Here is a 17,390-nt window from a genome sequence, read left to right as displayed (position 1 = left end):
ATCGCGAAAACGGAACGAACAGACGGCCTACGGCAACGGATCGAACGGCAGGTCGATTCCGTCGACGAGGTCCGCGGCGTCGACGTAGGGAGACGGTAGTTCGGACGACGCGAACGGACGGGACGTTCCCGTGCTACGGAAGACGGCGTCGCAGAACGCCGCCCGAACGTTCTCGTTCTCGAAGAGGCCGTGCAGGTACGTGCCGAGGACGGACGAGGTCGCAGCACTCTGTTCGCCCAGCGGCCGACCGACGGACGGTGTCTGCGACGTCCGCCCAACGTGTATCTCGTAGCCGGACGCGGTTCCCGTGGCGCCGTCGATGGGGCCGGTTCCAGTGACGTCCACGGACACCTGACGGACCTCCTTCTCGCGCGTGAACCGCGTCTCGACCGGCAGAAGGCCGAATCCCCGGAGGGTGTCTTTCCTTCCCGTCCCTTCGACGGCGGCGTTCGTCAGTCGTTCGCCGAGCATCTGGTAGCCGCCGCAGATGCCCACGACGGGGCCCGAGAACGTCGCGAGGGCGTCGTCGAACCCGGCCTCCCGGAGCGCCAGCAGGTCGTCGACCGTGTTCTTGGTGCCGGGGAGGACGAGCGCGTCGACCCCATCGAGGGTGGCGTCGAGCGGGAGGTAGGCGACGCGGACACCGGGGACGCGCGCCAGCGGGTCGACGTCGGTGAAGTTCGAGACGTGCGGGAGGCGAGGGACGCCGACGGTGACCGCGCGGTCCGGTGAAACGCCGTCGTCGTCGCCGAGAAGGGCCCGCTCGTCGACGGAGGGGAGCGACAGGCTATCCTCCTCGGGCAGACCGGGGTCGTCGTGGGGGAGCACTCCGACGACAGGGACGTCCGTGCGCCGCTCGAACTCCTCGATGCCGGGTTCGAGGAGCGCGGCGTCGCCGCGGAACTTCGTGATGGCGACGCCGTAGACCCGCTCGCGCAGGTCGTCCGGCAGCAGTTCGAGCGTGCCGTAGAGGCTGGCGAACACGCCGCCGCGCTCGATGTCGCCGAGGAGCAGGATCGACGCGTCCGCGAACCGGGCCGTCTCGACGTTCGCCAGGTCGCGGTCGTGGAGGTTGATCTCGGCGATGCTGCCCGCCCCTTCGGCGACGACGACGTCGTGGTCGGCCGCCAGTCGCTCGTAGGACTCCACGGCCGCCTCGCGAGCGCGGTGCCAGTGCTCCTCGTAGTAGTCGCCGGCAGCGAAGTGGCCGACCGGCTCCCCCTGGACGACGAGTTGGCTCTCGCCGTCACCACGTGGTTTCAGCAGGACCGGATTCGCGTCCGTCGTCGGCGCCACGTTCGCTGCGCGCACCTGCACGTACTGCGAGACGCCGACCTCGCCCCAGTCGCCGTCGGGGGTCACGACCGCCCGGGCGTTGTTGCTCATGTTCTGTGCCTTGAACGGGGCGACCGAGACGCCCTGCCGCGCGAGACGCCGACACAGCCCCGTCGCGACCGTGCTCTTGCCGACGTGGCTCGCCGTCCCTGCGACGAGCAGGGTGTGGGTCATCAGTACTCGGTCCCCTTGCGGGCGCGGTGGCCCGCCCCGAACGGGTGTTTCTCCTTGCGGACGTTCGTGATCAGGTCGGCGTGGTCGCGGACGTACTCGGGTGCCTCGTGACCGCCGGTGAGCACGAGTTCGAGGTCGTCCGGTTTCGACTCGACGAGGTCGACGACCGCGTCGGGGTCGACGAGCTCGCGGTTCGCGGCGTACAGTATCTCGTCGAGGACGAGCATGTGCACGCCGTCGTCGGCGGGGCCGTCGAGCGGGAGCGGCGACCCCAGGTCGGCCTCGCGCACAGCGCCGATTAGCTCCCGGGCGCGCTCCAGTCCGCCGCGCGCCCTGGCGACGTGTTCGTCCTCGTCGGACCCGTCCAGCCGTCCGTGCCAGCCGTAGTGACCCGAGTTCTCGTAGGAGATGCCGGGCATCGCCGCGATGGCGTTGTACTCGCCGCGGACGTCCTCGACGCTCGACGCGCCGCCCTTCATGAACTGGAGCACGTGGACGCGGTAGCCGTGCCCGGCCGCGCGGAACCCCATCCCCAGGGCGGCGGTCGTCTTCCCCTTGCCGTCTCCCCACCAGACCTGGACGAGGCCGAACTCCGGCGGAGCCGACGGCTCGACGGGGCGGGCTTCGGGCGTCTCGCCGCGCCCTGGCGGGCGCGGGGGCTGTTCCTCTCGGTCGTCGTCGGTGTCGTCGTTCGTCATGGTATCCCTATCGTCGTTCACGGTTCGAACACATCCGCGCGCTGGTCGGTGACGACGCCGTGATCGGCGTCGTCGACGGAACGTGGGACGCCCCGCGAGGCGTACCGGGAGCGGAAGCTCGCACGCACCGCGTCCCGGACGCAGGCGCGGGCGGCCGCGCCGACCGCCGTCGCACTGCCGGCGAACGTTTCTGACTCGCCGTCCGGCACGCTGCCGACGACCGCAGCGTCCGACGTCGTGCCGGGGAAGCCGGACAGCGCCACCAGCGTGGCTGCCTTCGCCTCGACGACGACGCCGAGCAGGGTCGCGAGCGCGCCGTCGTCCAGCGTCCGCGTCGTCCCGACGACGAGGTTGACCGTCCCGATGCGTCGTTCACCGTCGAGCGATTCGTCGGTCGCCCGTTCGTCGTCGACGCCGGTCGTCGCGGCGCCTCCTCGGTCACCGTCCTTCGCTCCCCGTTCCACGGGGAGGGCAGCCGGGTTCGACAGACCGACCGTGGCGAACGCCCGGACGGGACCGAGACGAGCACCCCTGGCGTGGCGCATCTCGACGCCGGTCAGCAGCGACGGCCCGCTGCTCTCGAACCCCGCGCTGTCGCGTCGTTCCGCGACGTACGCGTCGAGGTCGGTCCGGTCCCAGCCCTCGGGGACGGTGACGTTGTAGGCGGCGTCCGCCCGTTCGTACCCGCCGGCCCACCCCGTCGAGAGCCAGCGCGTCGACGGTCGGCGGACCGCGAGGACACCGTCGGCGACCGTCGCGTCAAACGTCACGGAGCACCTCCAGGAGACGGTCGTTTTCCTCGGGGAGTCGGACGGCGACGCGGACGTGGGAGTCGAGCCCCCGGAACGTCGTGGCGTCGCGGAGCGCGAGGCCGCGCTCCCGCGCCCGTGCGAGCACGGCGTCTACGTCGCGGTCGCCGACGTCGAACAGCAGGAACGGCGCGTCGGAGGGGACGACGTCGAACCGTTCGGCTAGTGCCTCCCGCATCCGCGCTCGCTCCGTTCGCACGCGCTCTCGCGTGCGCGCGACGAAGTCGCCCTGGTCCATGCAGAAGCCACCGGAGGCCAGTGCCGTGCCGCCGACGTTCCACGGGCGGCGAGCACCGAGCAGGGCCTCCCGGAACTCCCCCGTCGCGACGGCGAACCCGGCCCGGAGGCCGGGGAGGCCGAACAGCTTCGTCAGCGAGCGCGCGACGACGACGCCGTCCGTGCCCGCGAGCGACGGCCGGTCGGTGAACCCGAGGAACGCCTCGTCGACGAGCAGTCGCGTTCCGGCCCCCCGACACCGGTCGGCGAACGCCGCCAGCGCGCCGGCGTCGTACGCGGTGCCGGTGGGGTTGTTCGGGTTGCAGACGATTGCGAGCGCGTGGTCTGTGGGGTCGGCGTCGAGGATTTCGTGGTGCGGGACGAACGACGGGTCGCCACCGTGGAGGCGGACCTCCCGCGCGTACTCGCCGAAACTGGGGTGCGGGACGAGCACCGAGTCGCCGTCGTCGACGGCGAGATCGACGGTCCGGCGGATGGCGGCGAGGCCGCCCGGCGTCGGGACGACCTGTTCGGGGTCGCAGTCGACGTACGTTGCCGCCGCTTCCCGGTACTCGGCCGGCGGTTCCGGCGGATACGACCGCGACGCCTCGAACGCGTCCCGGTACACCGCCTCGACCCCGTCCGGAACCCGGGGGTTCGTGTTGGCGCTGAAGTCGAGCAGGGTCGGGTCGTCGCTGCTACCGTGTGGTTCTCGGCCGACCTGGCGGACGGCGTCGGGGTTCATCCGTCACCCCTCCCGGCCGACGTCGGTCGGCCGGGCGGTCGCTCGTCCGTCTTCAGACAGCCTCGCTGGATGGTTCGGTGTGTGCCGTCACCGTTCGTTCCGTCCGTCGGATCCGGGTTCCTGCGTTGCGTTCTCATAGGAGTTCCTCCGCGACGGTCGCGTCGCCGGGTCGGTTCACGTTGACCGCGAGGCGGACGTCGTACGACAGGTGCGTGTCGCCGTCGTCGTCCGGGTCGACGACGTTGAGTCCCGTCGGTGCGACCTCGCGGCCGACGACGGTGGTCGTCGTGTCGGTGCTCACCCCCAGGCGGCGCTTCAGCGCGGCGGGGACGGCGACCGTCAGCGACCCGCCGCCGTGGGCGTCCAGCACCGCGTCGACCGCGTCGCCGCCGAGCAGCGGGAGGTCCGTAGCGACGGTCAGGACCGGGGTGTCCACCCGCTCCAGTGCGTACTGCAGGTCGGCGACGTAGCCGTCGCCGGGTGCTTCGAGATACGTGCCCTCCCAGTGGTCGCGGGTCTCCGGCGTGTCCGGGGAGCCGACCGCGTGCACGGTCTCGCAGCGGCTCGCGCGGAGCGCGTCGCGGACGTGGTCGACCATCGGCCGGCCGCCGACCTCGAACAGCGGCTTCTCGACGGGTGCGTCGAGGCGGGTGCCGCGGCCGCCGCACATCAGAAGCGCGTCCACGCGACCACCCCCGCGTGCAGCGCCGCGACGCGAGCGACCTCGTTCGTCGCCCCGAGGACGTCGCCGCTCACCCCGCCGAGGTTCGTCCGCGCCCAGGCGAACACGGCGAGCGACGCCAGCACGGCGGCGGTCAGGGCCGCTGCGCCGGGGGCGAGCCGCGGCCAGGTCAGCGCGACCGCGGGCAGCGCGACGACGGCCGCCGGGACGAGCGAGCGGGCGTCCGCGTTCGCCGTGAGCGCGGAACCGAGTCCCTCGTGCGGTGCCGACCCGAGGCAGACGAGCGTCGCCATGCCGAGTTTGGCGCCAACCTCGGCCGTGACGACGACGAGCGCTGCCCGTGCGGGAAGACCGGCCAGTGCTGCGCCGGCGGTGCCGAGACCGAGGACGACGAGGGCGACGGCGAGCGCGCCACCGGTGCCGACGACGGTGTCCGTCATCACGTCGCGACGCTCGGACGGTCCGCCGTGGACGGCCGCCGCGTCGCCGAGATCCGTCACCCCGTCGACGTGGTTGATACCCGTCGCGGCGTAGACGCCGGCGACGAACAGGAGCGCGACGGTGGGGACCGGTGCGGGCACCAGCAGCGGCAGCGCGACGAGCGCGCCGACGACGTAGCCCGCGAGTGGGAACGCCGTCGGGGACGCCCGGAACGCCTCCCACGCGTCCTCGGTCCGGCCGAGCGGCAACCGGGAGAGGAACCCCAGCGCGCCCCGGAGCGCGGTCAGAACCACGCGACCACCCCCGCGGTGAAGAACGAGAGCACGCCCGCGACGCCCACGACGCGGATGCCCGCCCGTGCGTCGGAGGCGGTCGGCAGCTCGCCGGCCGGGTTCAGGTCGTACACGCCCGGTTTGACGAGTTCGACGTCGAGCACGGCGGCGAGGGTCGCCATCGGCCACCCGGAGTTCGGCGAGGGCGGCGCGGTATGCCAGACGCGAGCGCGACCGAGCGCCGCCAGCGACCGACCGGCGAGCGCGATGCTCGCCGCGCCGAGTCGGGCCGGCAGCCACATGACGACGTCGTCCAGGCGCGCGCCCGCCCAGCCGACCGGCTTCGAGCGGTAGCCGAGCATCGAGTCCACCGTGTTCACGGCCTTCACCCAGACGGCGGCGGCCACCGCCAGCGGGAGGGAGAACTGCGCGCCGAGTGCGAAGGCGACCAGGGGCGCTACGAGTCCGTCGGCGAGGTTCTCGGCGACGGACTCGACGGCGGCGCTCCGGAGTTCACCCGGCGACAGGTCGGTCGCGTCCCGGCCGACGAGCGCACGCACCGCGCCGCGGGCGGCCTCGACGTCGCTCTCGGTCCGGTCGACGACGCTGGCGGCCTCCGAGACCAGCATCCGGAGGCTCGTCGCGCTGAACAGCGCAACCGCGGCGACGCCGGTGCCGAGAGCCGCGCCGTAGCTGCCGGCGAGGTCGGTGAGTACGCCCGCGAGAGCGGCCGCGCCGAGCGGAAGGACGAGCGCGGCGAGCGCGCCGACGGGTTTCGGATGGGCCCACGACCGGTCGAATCGACCGACGACGCGACCGAACAGCGCGACGGGATGGACGCGGCCGGGGAACTCCTCGAAGACGGCGTCCAGCAGCAGGGCCAGTCCGACCGCCGCGGTCGCCGTCATCCCCATCGTTCCTCCAGGGTCTCGGGAACCGCCCCGAGCGGCGTCTCCTCGACGAGGACGCTCCTCGCGCCCGCCGCGGTCGCTCGTCCGTCCGTCCGGGGATCGTCGCCGACGTGGACCAGTCGGTCCACCTCGACGCCCAGTTCCGCTGCGACGGCCTCGAACGCGCGCGGGGCCGGCTTGCGCCACCCGCAGTCGACGCTCGTGACGACCGCGTCGAGCGCCGACTCGTCCACGTCGGACTCGGCGAGGGCGCGTTCGGCGAGGCCGGAAACGCTGCAGTTCGACAGGACGCCGACCGGCAGGCGGTCCGCCAGCGTCTTCACGGCCGACGCGGCGTCCTCCCGGGTCTCCACGCGCGGTTCGAACGCGTCGAACACGGCATCCTCGACGTCGCTTCGGACGTCGTCCCCGCGAAGCGAGTCGGAACGGCTCGCCAGCGCGGCCACCACGTGGTCCGCGAGGGGAAGTTCGGTGCCGTCGGGGACCTCGACGTGCGGTTCCGCGTAGGCGGTCGACCAGTCGTCCGGCACGTCCACGTCGCGGGCTTCGAGCGCGTCGGCGACCGCCGCGGCCGGGTCGTCAGGTCCGTCCACCCTGACCAGCGTCCCGAAGAGGTCGAACGAGACGCCGTCGATCGACGTGTCGGCTCCACTCACGGGTGGTCACCTCGGGGGAGCGTGGGGTTCGGCTCTCGGAATGCTGCGGTATTCATGGATCCGGCGGTGACGCGTCGGCCACGAGTCGGTCGTACACCGTGACTATCCGTTCGCGTAGCGACGCCATCGGAACGTCGGACCGGTCGACGAGCGCCAGCGCGCCGCCCATCCCGACGCCTTCCTTCGCCTCGCCGGCGACGTAGGCGTCCATCGCCGGATGGTCCCGGGCGTCGAAGCCGGGGTCGGTGACGGTCAGCGCCAGGTCGAGGTCCGTCGCCACGTCGCGGATGGCCGCAGTCTCGTCGGCGGCGACGAATGAGGTGGTGGCGAGCGAGAGCGGTGCGTCGACGCCGGCGTGGCGAGCGAGTGCGGCGGCGGCCGCCATCTGGGTGCCGCCGGCGAGCGTTACGGACGTGCCCGAATCCGTCGCGCCGTCGACCAGTCCGGCCACGGCGGCGAGCACGGGGTCGCCGACGTGCTGGACCGTCTCGACCGGGTCGTCGGCCGTGTCACCGGGGGACAGGCCGCTGGCGTCCAGCGCCTCGTCGACGACCGCTCGCTTGAGCGCGAGCGGGTTGTCCGGGAGCGAGGACGACACCGTCGCCCGCTCGCCGAGTGCGGTGAGGACGCCCAGCGCCGTCGTCGTGCCGCCGGGGATGGTCTCACCGAGCACGAGTTCGTCGTCCGGGAGGTCGCGGCCGAACTGCCGAGCCGCTTCGTACGTCTCCGGAGCGGCGGGAACGGCCCGGGTTCGGCGGACGTCCCGCCCCACACCGTCGCCGACGGTCACGGTGGGCGACCCGGTCTGGCGGGCGAGGCCGGCGTCCAGCGCGACGGTCTCGAACTCCAGCAGCTCACGCGCCGCGCGGGTGACGACCGCAGGCGTGGGACACCCCGACGGACTGACGGGGACGACCGGTGCCTGCACTGGCCGACCGTACGTCAGTATCTCGAGGTCGGCGCTCGGGGTGTGGACCATCACGTCGCCGTCGGCCCCGGCGGCGCTGATGCCGTCGATCCGTGCCGTCTCCGTGTTGCCCGCCACGACGACGAACCTCATCTGCCCCACAGCTCCACGGGGGACGGGGATGACCAGTTCCGGTTCGCTTCGTCCGCTCTTCGGAGCGCGCTCGGATCCATCATCAATACAGTGTGATTAGAACAATCCAACTTTAATTGGTTGGTGCCGGCTGCATTCGCACGGTCCGGCCCGCGTCGTCCCCACGGAACAGACGGTCGGTCGCGGTCCCACCACGCACGACCGCACCGGCGCGGCGGTCGGCACCGGCGCGTTTCCGCGATTCGGCGTGCCAGCGGCCTCGCGTGCCGACGAGTCGTCGCTCGGGACGACGGCGGACGGCCCGACGCGACCTCGGCGAGAGGACGGGACGTGTGCCTGACGGAACGCATGAACCGTATCGCGCTATACGAAATGCCGCGAGGGGATGGGGGAACCGTCGTCGCCGTTCGACGGGAAGAGGCGTCGAGAGCGTCGAAAATCGGCGTCAGTCGTCCGCAGCGACCGTCTGCCCGTGCTCTACCTCGGTGCCGAGGACGTCGAGGAACTGCGAGAGCCACTCGGGGTGGTCGCCCCAGTCGCGGGCCGTCACCAGGTTGCCGTCGGTGACGACGCCGTCGTAGTAGTCGCCGCCCGCGCCCTCCACGTCGGCTTCGAGTGCGGGGTAGGCCGAGCAGGTCCGGCCGCCGACGACGTCCGCCGCCGCGAGTATCTGGGCCGCGTGGCAGATGGCGGCGATTGGTTTGTCCTCGTCGTCGAAGTGCCGGACGACGTCGAGCACCTCGTCGTACGTCCGGAGGTACTCCGGTGCCCGGCCGCCCGGGAGGACGAGGCCGTCGTAGTCGGCCGGGTCGACCGCCTCGAAGTCCGCGGTGAGCGCGAAGTCGTGCCCCCGCGATTCGAGGTAGGTCTGGTCGCCCCGGAAGTCGTGGACGGCCGTCTTGACCGTGTCGCCCTCCCCGCGCTCCGGACAGACCGCGTCCACCTCGTGGCCGACCGCCTTGAGCGCCTGGAACGGTACCATGATCTCGTAGTCTTCGCCGAAGTCGCCGACGATCATCAGCAGTTTCTTTCCGTCCATGCCACACGAGGCCACGTCAGGGAGTAGCATATACGTGGTGGTGAGGTAGACGTACGTGGCGGCGTGGAGAACGGTGGTGTCGGCACCTGAAGAGCACCGCTGTGGCCTAGCGCCGGACCTTCGCGGTGTGACCGGCGCTGCCGGCGAGGGCGTCGAACCGGTCGCGGGCGTCGTCCGCGAGCGGGTAGACGCCGTGGTAGGGGTCGGGGTCGCGGTCGACGCCGGTCACCGTCCGGATGGCGTCGGCGATGGACTCGTAGTTGTCGCCGACGACGTCCTGGACCAGCGCCGGCATCCCGGCGCGTTCGCAGAGTTCGCGGGCCGCCTCGCGACCCACGTACACCCGTTCGGTCCCGCTGTCGGCGAGCACGAGCGCGAACGGCGTCTCGTCGAACTGCGCCGCGAGGAACGCCTGGGCGGCGTCGTCGTTCCACGCGACGGCACCCACGCCCGGGAGTCGCCGGAGGGCGGAGGCTGCCGCCGAGCAGAAGGGGCAGTCGCCGTCGAACACCAGCACGGCGTGGTAATCGCTCATGCTCAGTGTTCGGGTCTCGCCCTCAATAAACCTCGTCGCAACGTCCGGGGTCACCGCTTGGCGTTCCCGGGCGGCCGGTCGTGGGCGGCGCGGTGGTCGAGCATCGCGTCCTGCTGGCAGGCGCGTATCCGCAGGTCCGAGCGCGGTTTCGCGACGCAGCTGAGCACGAGGCCGGCCTCGCGGTCCTCCTCGTAGTACCGGCGCGCGTCGGACTGGTCGACCTCGCCCTCGATCAGTTCGGCGGCGCAGGTGGTACACCAGCCCTGCTGGCAGTCGGCGGGCAGCCAGACGCCCTCCGACCGTGCGACGGCGAGGACGTACTCGTCGTCGGACACCTCGACGGAGACCGTCTCGCCGGCCTGGTCGACGTCGCAGTCCTCCGGAACCTCGATGTCGACGGTGTAGCGACTCACGGAATCGAGTTCCGGCCGGAAAGAAATGAGCGTGTCGTCCGTTCAGGCCGAGTCGTTGATGCGGTTGTTCGTGGAGTACGGTGCCTCGCCGGGTTCGCCGCGGACGAAGTGGCCGGCGGGGTTGGTCTCGCCGTCGCGTTCCATGGAGAGCAGTTCGATGAACCACGCCTCGTGGTCGATCTCCTCCTGCAGGATGCGCGAGGCCATGTCGTAGGTACGCGGGTCGCACCCCTCGGTCATGTCACAGACCTCGGACCACGTTCGGATGGCACAGCGCTCCGCTTCGAGGAGCGTTTCGAGGATGTTCTCGGCGTTCGGTTCCTCGGGAAGTTCGGCGTGCGGGCAGCCAGCCCGGTCCATGAAGTCGCCGATGTCCCGTGGGATGTGTCCGCCGAGCTCGTAGACCCGGGGCATCACTAGTTCGAAGTGTGCGCGGTCCTCGAGACGCGCGTCTTCGGCGATCTCCTTGTAGTCCTCGTGACCCGCGAGGTGGGTGCGGAGGTTCGTGTAGTAGTAGTACGTCGAGAACTCCGCGCCGATGGCGTCGATGAGCGCCTCCCGGATCTCCTCGGGGTCGCCACCGCGTTCCCGGATGACCTGCATCCCCACTCGGTCGCTGGTATCTCCCGGCGCAACGCTTCCGGAGCCGTGTTTACGTTCGTCTGACATAGGTAAACCCCCAGGAACCAACTCTACTTCTGTTGTCTTAAAATTTCCTTTGGCACAACGGACGTTATTTTCATATAGCGAAACCATTTCTGTACCTTAGCCATTGTGGCCGTTCGATGGATCGGGCGCGCGACGAAACGCGTTAGGTCCCCCGTTCCCTACCGAGACGCGTGCAGGGGACCATCGACTGGCTGCGCGGGCGTCCGTACTACGACGGACAGGTCGAACGGCACGCGACGCTCCCGGGCGACGACGGACGGTACCGCGACGTCGACGTCGAACCGCGACTCGCCTCGGCGCTGGACGAGCGCGGCATCGGCCGCTTCTACCGGCACCAGGCCGACGCCATCGACGCGGTCCGCGACGGGAACGACGTCGTCCTCGCAACGCGGACCGCGAGCGGAAAGAGCCTCGCCTACACCGTCCCCGCGTTCGAGCGCGCGATGGACCACGGCGGGCGCACGCTGTACGTCGCGCCGCAGAACGCGCTCATCAACGACCAGGAGGAGACGCTGTCGGAGCTCGCCCGCGACCTGGGGTTCGGCAGTCGCGTCACCGTCGACCAGTACACCGGCAGACTGGACAAGGGGGAGAAGCGGGAGGTGCGCGACCGCATGCCGACGGTGGTGCTCACCACGCCCGACATGCTCCACTACGCCCTGCTCCCGTACGCGAACCGGCTCTGGGACTGGTTCTTCAAGGGCCTCGAAACCGTCGTCGTCGACGAGGTCCACGAGTACCGGGGCGTCTTCGGGAGCCACGTCGCCCTCGTCATGCGCCGTCTCGAACGCATCTGCGAGCGGTTCGACAGCGACCCGGACTTCGTCTGCTGTTCGGCGACCATCGGCAACCCGGTCGAGCACGCCAGCGGCGTCACCGGACGCCCGGAGTCGTCGTTCGTGCTCGTCGACGAGGACGCCAGCACGACGGGGCCGACCCACTGGCTGCTGTGGAATCCCCCCGAGTACGAGGACGGGACGGCGTCGGGCCGCCGCCGGTCGTCCCACGTCGAGACCAGGCGCCTGTTCGTCGACCTCGTCGGCCGGGACCACCAGACGCTGGCGTTCACGCGGGCGCGCCAGGCCGCCGAGCAGTACGCCATCGAGAGCGCCGACGACCTCCGCGAGCGCGGCCAGCGCGACCGCGCGGATACGATCGCCGCCTACCAGGCCGCGCTCCGCGACGACCGTCGCCGGGAACTCGAAGACGGCCTCCACTCCGGCGACGTCAGAGGCGCGTGGAGCACGAACGCGCTCGAACTCGGCGTCGACATCGGCGGCCTCGACGCCGTCCTGCTCGACGGCTATCCGGGAACGCGGATGGCGACGTTCCAGCAGGCCGGGCGCGCCGGCCGCGGCGACGACCCGAGCCTCGTCGTCCTCGTCGCCGGCGAGGACCAGCTCGACCAGTACGTGATGGCCCACCCGGAGGCGCTGTTCGCCGGCGTCGAGACGGTCGACGCAGAAGGCGGCGAGGAGGACGACGTGGACGGCGACGCCGAGGCGAACGACGGGCAGGACGACGAGTCCGGCGGCCCGGAGCGCGCCGTCGTCAACCCCGCGAACGACGAACTGCTCCCCGACCACGTCAAATCGGCCGCCCGCGAGTCGTGGCTGTCGCCGGACGACGAGCGCCACTTCGGCGAGACGTTTCCCGACGTCGTCTCGGAACTGGCGGCGCGCGGCGAACTGGCGCGCCGCCAGACCGACGCCGGGATGCGGTGGACCTACGACGGCGACGGCAGCCCGCAGCACGAGATGAGCCTCCGGACCATCGACGACCGGGAGGTCGACGTCCTCGACCGGTCGTCGGGCGACGTCATCGCCTCCCTGTCCTTCGGCGACGCGCTCACCGACGTCCACCCGGGTGCCATCTACCACCACCAGGGACAGAGCTACGAGGTGGTCGACCTCGACCTCGGCCGCGACGTGGCGGAGCTGTCGCCGACGTGGGCCGACTACTACACGAAGGTCCGCCACGACAAGGAGATAACCGTCGAGGAGGACCTGCGCGAGAAGACGCTGTCGACGCGCGAGGACTGCGTCGTCCGGTTCGCGGACGTGACGATGCGCAAGCGCATCACGGGCTTCGAGCGCCGCGACCCGAAGACGGGCGACACGCTGGGGGAACAGTCGCTCGACCTGCCCGAACTGCCGCTGCGGACGCGGGCGCTGTACTTCACCATCCCCGAACCCATCGAGCGCGAACTACGGGGGATGGAGGGCGACTTCGCCGGCGCGATCCACGCCGCCGAGCACGGGATGATATCGCTGTTCCCGCTCGAACTGCTGTGCGACCGGCGCGACATCGGCGGGCTGTCGACGCCGTACCACCCACACACCGGCGCGAGCACCATCTTCATCTACGACGGCTACCCCGGCGGGGTCGGACTGACGCGCGAGGGGTACGAGACCGTCGAGGAACTGATGGCGAACACCGCCGAGATGATCCGCGCCTGCGGCTGCGAGTCGGGGTGTCCGTCCTGCGTCCAGTCGCCCCACTGCGGCAACGCGAACGACCCGCTGGACAAGGACCTGGCGGCGCACCTGCTGGAACGACTGGCCGAGAAGTGAGGGTTCAGACCGGTTCGGGGCCGCGGGTCTCCTCGCGGACCTCGGGGATGAGGTCGAGGTCGGCGTCGACGTCACCGAGGACGAGCAGGGCGTAGTACCGGAGGTACGCCTGGATGGGGACGCGGACCACCGAGAGCACGAAGAAGAGGACGACGACGTACGCGAGGACGAGCACGGCGAAGACGGCCAGTCCGGCGGTGGTCGAGAACAGTGCGGAGAGGGAACCGGCGGCGAGGGCCGCGGCGGCACCGACGACGGCGAACGGCACGAGCACGGCGACGGCGAGGAAGCCGCCGACGATGGAGAGGACGATGCCGGCCGCGATGGCGAGCACGACGCGGATCACGGCGTAGACGGCGAACTGCTTCCAGTCGGCCACCAGCGTCGGCCAGAAGGTGCGCCAGGCGGCGACCGGGCCCTCGTCTCGCAGCAGCATCACGGGGACGACGAAGTTCGTCGTTGCGCCGTCCACGAGCGCGACGACGAAGCCGAACAGCGCGATGACCGGGACGAACAGCGCCACGGTCCCGAGGACGATGGTCGGGGACCCCGTCGCGAGACCCGGGAACAGCAACAGCGCGAGACCGACGATGGGGACGAGTCCGACCAGGTAGAGCGCGATGCGGAAGCCGAACAGTCGGAGACCCTTGCCGAGGTTGTCGCTGGCGTAGCGGCGAACGTGGACCTCGCGCGTGCGGAGCGATTCGAGGAAGGCGAACTCCATCACCGACCCCAGGACCGTGAACAGGAGGACGAATGCAAGGATTACGACGAGCAAGCCGACGACGGCCGCGATGACTGTCTCCGAGGGAAGTTCAACAGCGCCGCCGTCGGGCGCCATCTCGCCGCCGCCGACCGTCGACTGCCCGCCGGCGGTCGGGGGCGTCACCCCGCCGCCACCGAGGAAGAGGACGATGACGGCGAGTTTCAGCCACCTGCTGACGTCGAGAGGGAACAGGAGAGTTCGCACCGGGTCGACCGCGTCGTCCAGGGCTTCGACGGCGTACCAGACCATGGCGGAAAGTCCGTAGTCTTGATACTTAAACTGTCGCAAGGGGTGAGAGTCCGCCCGACGGACGTGCGACGGGCGACGAGGCGGCCGGAACTGTCACCCGTCGAGGTGCTGCTCGTCGTGAGCGGCGCGTACGGTCGCGGCCAGCGTCTCCCGGTCGGCGGGTCCGTGGAGGTGAGCGGGACAGTCGCAGTCCGTCGCGCCGACGCCGGGAACTGCGGCTATGCCGTCAGTCGACGCCCCGGGGGAACTGCGACCGTCGCTGGACACGCCGCGACGGATGCGGCGGGCGACCGCGCACTCCGCGTCCGCCCCGACCGTCCGCACGTCGTCGACCAGTCGCGAGTCCGGATGCCCGAGCAGGTAGTCGACGTGCCAGTGGCGCGCGTCGTGTTCACCGCTCGCCACCCGGCCGTGGCGTTCGACGCGGGCGAACCCGCCGGTGCCGAGCGCGCTGCCGGTGTAGGCGTACCAGCCGGCGGGGAGGTCGCGCTCGCCCAGCGCGCCGAACGGGACGGTCGCGGGGGCGTCCAGTTCCACGAGCAGCGTGTAGGTGCCGCCGTCGCTCATAGATTGGCGGCGACGATGGCGCCGGCGACGGCCAGCATCGTCACGCCGTTCAGGACGACTGACTGGCGGTGGTACTCGGCGAAGGCGTCGTCGCCCGCCCGCTCCATCTTCGGGATGAGCACCCAGCGGGCGTAGCCGTCGAGCGCCGCCCCGACGGCAACCAGCGCGAGCAGCACGAGCAGGACCGCATCGAAGGCGGTCATCGCGCCGGCGGCCGCGGCCGCGACGAACGCGACCGCTCCGAGGCCGAGGCCGAAGTCGTAGTACTTCGGGAAGATGGCGTTGACGACCCGACCGGCGTCGTCGCCGAGGACGCCGAACGTCGTCGGCGCGGCGACGAACGAGAAGAAGACGATGCTGCCGAGCCAGACGCCGAGCACGGCGTCGACGACGGTCGCAAGCGCGGTACCGATCAGACTCATGTCCGGGGGTTAGTAGGCGGGGAAAATCAATGGTCGGCCTCCGGCGCTGCTGGTCACTCGGTCACGTCGGCGACGGTCGCATCCGACAGTTCCCGCAGCGTCTCCGGGTCGAGGGGGAAGACCGCTTCGGGGGTGCCCGCCGCGCCCCACACCGTGTCGAACTCGGTGAGCGTCTCGTCCAGATAGACGGAGAGGTCAGTATCGTGACAGAACGGGGGGACGCCGCCGATGGACCATCCGAGCGCGTCCCTGATGGCGTCGGCGTCGGCCATCGACACGTCGCTCTCGTCGACGTCGCGCAGGGACGCAAGCTTCGCCTCGCTTACGCGGTTCGCGCCGCTGGTGACGACCACGACGAGGTCGCCGTCGGCGCGGAAGACGAGACTGCTGGCTATCTGGGCGACGTCGCAGCCGACGGCCTCGGCGGCGTCGGCGGCCGTCTTCGTCCCTTCGGGGAACTCGTGGACGTCGACGTCGAACCCGAACTTCTCGCGTGCACATTCCCGGAACTCGTCTGCTCGCTCGTGCATGGCGGCGAGTCGTCCTCCCGCGTCAAATCTCTCCCGGTCCCGTCAGTTTTCGGACGACGCCTCCCCGCGCTCGTCGAGGCGAGCCTCGTACTTCGCCAGCGCCTCGTCGAGGGCCGCACCGGCGTCGACGTCGAGCGAGTCTGCGAACGCGAGCAGCGCGAACAGCGCGTCGCCGATCTCGTCGCTGTCGACCGCGACGTCGTCCGGGGACGCCCCGTATCCCGACGACTCGTTGGCGTCCGCGGCGAGTTCGCCCACCTCGGCCGCGAGGTCGAGCAGTCGGAACGCCGGCGGGGCGTCCATCTCCCTGTCCGCCACGAACTCCGCGACTCGTTGCTGGGCCTCCATACGCGGGCGAGTTCGTGCCACGGAGTTAGCTCCTGCGGGTCTGGGCCGCCCGACGGATTAACTCCCCTGCCGACGAAGGGCCGGTATGGATTTCGAAGTCACGACGTCCGACCGGCTGGAGGTCGTCGACGTGACCCGGCGCGTCGCCGACCGGGTCCCTGACGACGCCGACACCTGCACCGTCTTCGTCCCGCACACCACCGCCGGCGTGGTCGTCAACGAGAACGAGCGTCGACTGCTCGACGACCTGGAGGACGCACTGGCGGACCTGGTCCCCCGAGGCGCGGACTACGGACACGACCGGATGGACGACAATGCCGACGCCCACCTGCGCTCGATGCTGCTCGGCGAGCACGTCACGGTCCCCGTGGACGACGGCGACCTTGCGTTGGGAACCTGGCAGTCGATACTGTTCGTCGAGTGCGACGGCCCGCGGACGCGCCGCCTCGTGGTGCGGTGACTACACCAGGCGCTCGCCGCAGTTCGAGCACTCGACCTTCTGCTTGCCGGTGGCGGTGCGCTCGACCGTGAGAGCGCCGCCGGCGTTGCAACTCGGACAGATGCTCCGCCCCGTCTCGGACGCCTGCCGCTGGGCCATCCAGCGCACGTTCTTCTCGACTGCGCTGAGCCGTTCCTTCGTCGCGTCGAGTTCCGATTCGAGTTGTTCGACCTGCGACGCGAGGCGGTCCACCGTCGTCGGGTCCTCTCCCTCCGTGGTGGTCACGCCGTCCGGTTGACTGGAGTCGTCGGCCTCCTCGGACGTCATCGTAGCGTGATTGTTACACACACCCACGCAGACAAAAATCCCCGGGCCGGGCGGGCGCGGTTCCGGGACCGTAACACCGCGCCGACGAGTGCCGTCGGCGCGCGCCGGCGAGCGGCGACGTCTGGCGCTACTCGACCGCGAACCCCTTCTCGTTCAGTATCGTTTCGGTCCGGTCGCGATGGTTTCCCTGGAGTTCGATCGCGTCGTCGGTCACAGTCCCGCCCGTGGCCAGTTTGCTCTTGAGGTCCGACGCGAGCGACTTCAGGTCCACCGACCCCCTGTCGAACCCCTCGACGACGGTGACCGGTTTGTCGTACCGTCGTTTCTCGATGCGTATCCTGAGCCGTTGCTCGGTCCGGCCGAGGTCCTCCTCGATGCCGAGGTCCTCGGGCAACCCAGTTAACGGATCTCGTTTGTCGTCCTCTGGCACGGCAGGGAGGGTACGCCGCCGAGACGCTTGGACCTGTCCCCCGTCATCGCGGTGACATCAGCCGCGAACCGTGACCGCGAGCCA

Annotated in this window: 22 protein-coding genes; 2 read left to right on the top strand and 20 right to left on the bottom strand. The window is 70.8% G+C overall.

Features of this window, described 5'->3' with window-relative positions:
• Nucleotides 1–27 precede the first annotated feature (27 nt).
• From NKT36_RS00880 to dps, 13 genes are all read right to left on the bottom strand, one after another.
• On the bottom strand, nucleotides 28–1,509 hold the full coding sequence (locus NKT36_RS00880) for a cobyric acid synthase (protein WP_327052063.1): 1,482 nt from the start codon (nucleotides 1,507–1,509) through the stop codon (nucleotides 28–30).
• On the bottom strand, nucleotides 1,509–2,207 hold the full coding sequence (locus tag NKT36_RS00875; protein ID WP_327052062.1) for a cob(I)yrinic acid a,c-diamide adenosyltransferase: 699 nt from the start codon (nucleotides 2,205–2,207) through the stop codon (nucleotides 1,509–1,511). Before NKT36_RS00875 ends, NKT36_RS00880 begins: the two co-directional genes overlap by 1 nt.
• A 17-nt stretch (nucleotides 2,208–2,224) precedes the next feature.
• Entirely contained in the window at nucleotides 2,225–2,977 is a 753-nt protein-coding gene (locus tag NKT36_RS00870) for an adenosylcobinamide amidohydrolase (protein ID WP_327052061.1), read from the bottom strand.
• Entirely contained in the window at nucleotides 2,967–3,977 is a 1,011-nt protein-coding gene (locus NKT36_RS00865; RefSeq protein WP_327052060.1) for an aminotransferase class I/II-fold pyridoxal phosphate-dependent enzyme, read from the bottom strand. Before NKT36_RS00865 ends, NKT36_RS00870 begins: the two co-directional genes overlap by 11 nt.
• A gap of 133 nt (nucleotides 3,978–4,110) precedes the next feature.
• A complete protein-coding gene (locus NKT36_RS00860; protein ID WP_327053411.1) occupies nucleotides 4,111–4,647 on the bottom strand; it encodes an NTP transferase domain-containing protein in 537 nt (178 codons plus the stop codon).
• Entirely contained in the window at nucleotides 4,647–5,393 is a 747-nt protein-coding gene (gene cobS, locus NKT36_RS00855) for an adenosylcobinamide-GDP ribazoletransferase (RefSeq protein ID WP_327052059.1), read from the bottom strand. The genes NKT36_RS00860 and cobS overlap by 1 nt, the downstream gene beginning before the upstream one ends.
• A complete protein-coding gene (gene cbiB, locus NKT36_RS00850; protein WP_327052058.1) occupies nucleotides 5,384–6,286 on the bottom strand; it encodes an adenosylcobinamide-phosphate synthase CbiB in 903 nt (300 codons plus the stop codon). The genes cobS and cbiB overlap by 10 nt, the downstream gene beginning before the upstream one ends.
• Nucleotides 6,277–6,939 (bottom strand): HAD family hydrolase, encoded by a 663-nt coding sequence (locus NKT36_RS00845; RefSeq protein ID WP_327052057.1) that lies wholly within the window; start codon nucleotides 6,937–6,939, stop codon nucleotides 6,277–6,279. The genes cbiB and NKT36_RS00845 overlap by 10 nt, the downstream gene beginning before the upstream one ends.
• Nucleotides 6,940–6,991: 52 nt before the next feature.
• Entirely contained in the window at nucleotides 6,992–7,999 is a 1,008-nt protein-coding gene (gene cobT / locus NKT36_RS00840; RefSeq protein ID WP_327052056.1) for a nicotinate mononucleotide-dependent phosphoribosyltransferase CobT, read from the bottom strand.
• A 445-nt stretch (nucleotides 8,000–8,444) separates the two neighbouring features.
• Nucleotides 8,445–9,038 (bottom strand): DJ-1/PfpI family protein, encoded by a 594-nt coding sequence (locus NKT36_RS00835; RefSeq protein WP_327052055.1) that lies wholly within the window; start codon nucleotides 9,036–9,038, stop codon nucleotides 8,445–8,447.
• Nucleotides 9,039–9,144: 106 nt separating this feature from the next.
• Nucleotides 9,145–9,573: a DCC1-like thiol-disulfide oxidoreductase family protein gene (locus NKT36_RS00830; protein WP_327052054.1), complete on the bottom strand. Its 429-nt coding sequence runs from the start codon at nucleotides 9,571–9,573 to the stop codon at nucleotides 9,145–9,147.
• A 50-nt stretch (nucleotides 9,574–9,623) separates the two neighbouring features.
• The gene (locus tag NKT36_RS00825; RefSeq protein ID WP_327052053.1) at nucleotides 9,624–9,986 is read right to left on the bottom strand and encodes a 2Fe-2S iron-sulfur cluster-binding protein; all 363 of its coding nucleotides are present in this window, start codon (nucleotides 9,984–9,986) and stop codon (nucleotides 9,624–9,626) included.
• Between the two features lie 42 nt (nucleotides 9,987–10,028).
• The gene (dps, locus tag NKT36_RS00820) at nucleotides 10,029–10,655 is read right to left on the bottom strand and encodes a DNA protection during starvation protein (RefSeq protein ID WP_327052052.1); all 627 of its coding nucleotides are present in this window, start codon (nucleotides 10,653–10,655) and stop codon (nucleotides 10,029–10,031) included.
• 170 nt (nucleotides 10,656–10,825) lie between these two features.
• Here dps and NKT36_RS00815 point away from each other — a divergent pair, with 170 nt between their 5' ends.
• Entirely contained in the window at nucleotides 10,826–13,228 is a 2,403-nt protein-coding gene (locus NKT36_RS00815; RefSeq protein WP_327052051.1) for a DEAD/DEAH box helicase, read from the top strand.
• Nucleotides 13,229–13,232: 4 nt separating this feature from the next.
• Here NKT36_RS00815 and NKT36_RS00810 read toward each other — a convergent pair whose 3' ends face one another.
• The 5 genes from NKT36_RS00810 to NKT36_RS00790 all read right to left on the bottom strand — a co-directional run bounded on the left by NKT36_RS00810 (nucleotide 13,233) and on the right by NKT36_RS00790 (nucleotide 16,110).
• Complete coding sequence (locus NKT36_RS00810; protein WP_327052050.1) at nucleotides 13,233–14,243, bottom strand: DUF7544 domain-containing protein; 1,011 nt, start codon at nucleotides 14,241–14,243, stop codon at nucleotides 13,233–13,235.
• Between the two features lie 93 nt (nucleotides 14,244–14,336).
• The gene (locus NKT36_RS00805; protein ID WP_327052049.1) at nucleotides 14,337–14,810 is read right to left on the bottom strand and encodes a GIY-YIG nuclease family protein; all 474 of its coding nucleotides are present in this window, start codon (nucleotides 14,808–14,810) and stop codon (nucleotides 14,337–14,339) included.
• Nucleotides 14,807–15,232, bottom strand: coding sequence for a DUF4149 domain-containing protein (locus NKT36_RS00800; RefSeq protein ID WP_327052048.1), 426 nt, complete (start codon nucleotides 15,230–15,232; stop codon nucleotides 14,807–14,809). Before NKT36_RS00800 ends, NKT36_RS00805 begins: the two co-directional genes overlap by 4 nt.
• 53 nt (nucleotides 15,233–15,285) lie before the next feature.
• Complete coding sequence (locus NKT36_RS00795) at nucleotides 15,286–15,762, bottom strand: YbaK/EbsC family protein (RefSeq protein ID WP_327052047.1); 477 nt, start codon at nucleotides 15,760–15,762, stop codon at nucleotides 15,286–15,288.
• A 42-nt stretch (nucleotides 15,763–15,804) separates the two neighbouring features.
• Entirely contained in the window at nucleotides 15,805–16,110 is a 306-nt protein-coding gene (locus NKT36_RS00790) for a nucleotide pyrophosphohydrolase (protein ID WP_327052046.1), read from the bottom strand.
• A gap of 85 nt (nucleotides 16,111–16,195) precedes the next feature.
• On the opposite strand from NKT36_RS00790, the gene NKT36_RS00785 reads away from it, so the two are divergent.
• Nucleotides 16,196–16,570, top strand: a complete 375-nt coding sequence (locus NKT36_RS00785) for a secondary thiamine-phosphate synthase enzyme YjbQ (RefSeq protein WP_327052045.1) — start codon at nucleotides 16,196–16,198, stop codon at nucleotides 16,568–16,570.
• On the opposite strand, the gene NKT36_RS00780 is transcribed toward NKT36_RS00785, so the two are convergent.
• Both NKT36_RS00780 and yciH read right to left on the bottom strand, forming a co-directional pair.
• Nucleotides 16,571–16,876: a zinc ribbon domain-containing protein gene (locus NKT36_RS00780; protein WP_327052044.1), complete on the bottom strand. Its 306-nt coding sequence runs from the start codon at nucleotides 16,874–16,876 to the stop codon at nucleotides 16,571–16,573.
• A gap of 127 nt (nucleotides 16,877–17,003) precedes the next feature.
• Complete coding sequence (gene yciH / locus NKT36_RS00775; RefSeq protein WP_327052043.1) at nucleotides 17,004–17,306, bottom strand: stress response translation initiation inhibitor YciH; 303 nt, start codon at nucleotides 17,304–17,306, stop codon at nucleotides 17,004–17,006.
• Nucleotides 17,307–17,390: the final 84 nt, after the last annotated feature.

The organism is Halomicrococcus gelatinilyticus (assembly GCA_024227995.1).
Classification (GTDB): domain Archaea; phylum Halobacteriota; class Halobacteria; order Halobacteriales; family Haladaptataceae; genus Halomicrococcus; species Halomicrococcus gelatinilyticus.
Note: the sequence above shows the minus strand (reverse complement) of the source record. Positions and strands in the feature narration are given on the sequence as shown.

What these genes read in the sequence shown, in the direction of transcription:
- NKT36_RS00880 (WP_327052063.1), bottom strand. Translation starts at nt 1,509, where the DNA reads ATGACCCACACCCTGCTCGTCGCAGGGACGGCGAGCCACGTCGGCAAG.
- NKT36_RS00875 (WP_327052062.1), bottom strand. Translation starts at nt 2,207, where the DNA reads ATGACGAACGACGACACCGACGACGACCGAGAGGAACAGCCCCCGCGC.
- NKT36_RS00865 (WP_327052060.1), bottom strand. Translation starts at nt 3,977, where the DNA reads ATGAACCCCGACGCCGTCCGCCAGGTCGGCCGAGAACCACACGGTAGC.
- NKT36_RS00860 (WP_327053411.1), bottom strand. Translation starts at nt 4,647, where the DNA reads ATGTGCGGCGGCCGCGGCACCCGCCTCGACGCACCCGTCGAGAAGCCG.
- cbiB (WP_327052058.1), bottom strand. Translation starts at nt 6,286, where the DNA reads ATGGGGATGACGGCGACCGCGGCGGTCGGACTGGCCCTGCTGCTGGAC.
- cobT (WP_327052056.1), bottom strand. Translation starts at nt 7,999, where the DNA reads ATGAGGTTCGTCGTCGTGGCGGGCAACACGGAGACGGCACGGATCGAC.
- NKT36_RS00835 (WP_327052055.1), bottom strand. Translation starts at nt 9,038, where the DNA reads ATGGACGGAAAGAAACTGCTGATGATCGTCGGCGACTTCGGCGAAGAC.
- NKT36_RS00830 (WP_327052054.1), bottom strand. Translation starts at nt 9,573, where the DNA reads ATGAGCGATTACCACGCCGTGCTGGTGTTCGACGGCGACTGCCCCTTC.
- dps (WP_327052052.1), bottom strand. Translation starts at nt 10,655, where the DNA reads ATGTCAGACGAACGTAAACACGGCTCCGGAAGCGTTGCGCCGGGAGAT.
- NKT36_RS00810 (WP_327052050.1), bottom strand. Translation starts at nt 14,243, where the DNA reads ATGGTCTGGTACGCCGTCGAAGCCCTGGACGACGCGGTCGACCCGGTG.
- NKT36_RS00805 (WP_327052049.1), bottom strand. Translation starts at nt 14,810, where the DNA reads ATGAGCGACGGCGGCACCTACACGCTGCTCGTGGAACTGGACGCCCCC.
- NKT36_RS00800 (WP_327052048.1), bottom strand. Translation starts at nt 15,232, where the DNA reads ATGAGTCTGATCGGTACCGCGCTTGCGACCGTCGTCGACGCCGTGCTC.
- NKT36_RS00795 (WP_327052047.1), bottom strand. Translation starts at nt 15,762, where the DNA reads ATGCACGAGCGAGCAGACGAGTTCCGGGAATGTGCACGCGAGAAGTTC.
- NKT36_RS00790 (WP_327052046.1), bottom strand. Translation starts at nt 16,110, where the DNA reads ATGGAGGCCCAGCAACGAGTCGCGGAGTTCGTGGCGGACAGGGAGATG.
- NKT36_RS00785 (WP_327052045.1), top strand. Translation starts at nt 16,196, where the DNA reads ATGGATTTCGAAGTCACGACGTCCGACCGGCTGGAGGTCGTCGACGTG.
- NKT36_RS00780 (WP_327052044.1), bottom strand. Translation starts at nt 16,876, where the DNA reads ATGACGTCCGAGGAGGCCGACGACTCCAGTCAACCGGACGGCGTGACC.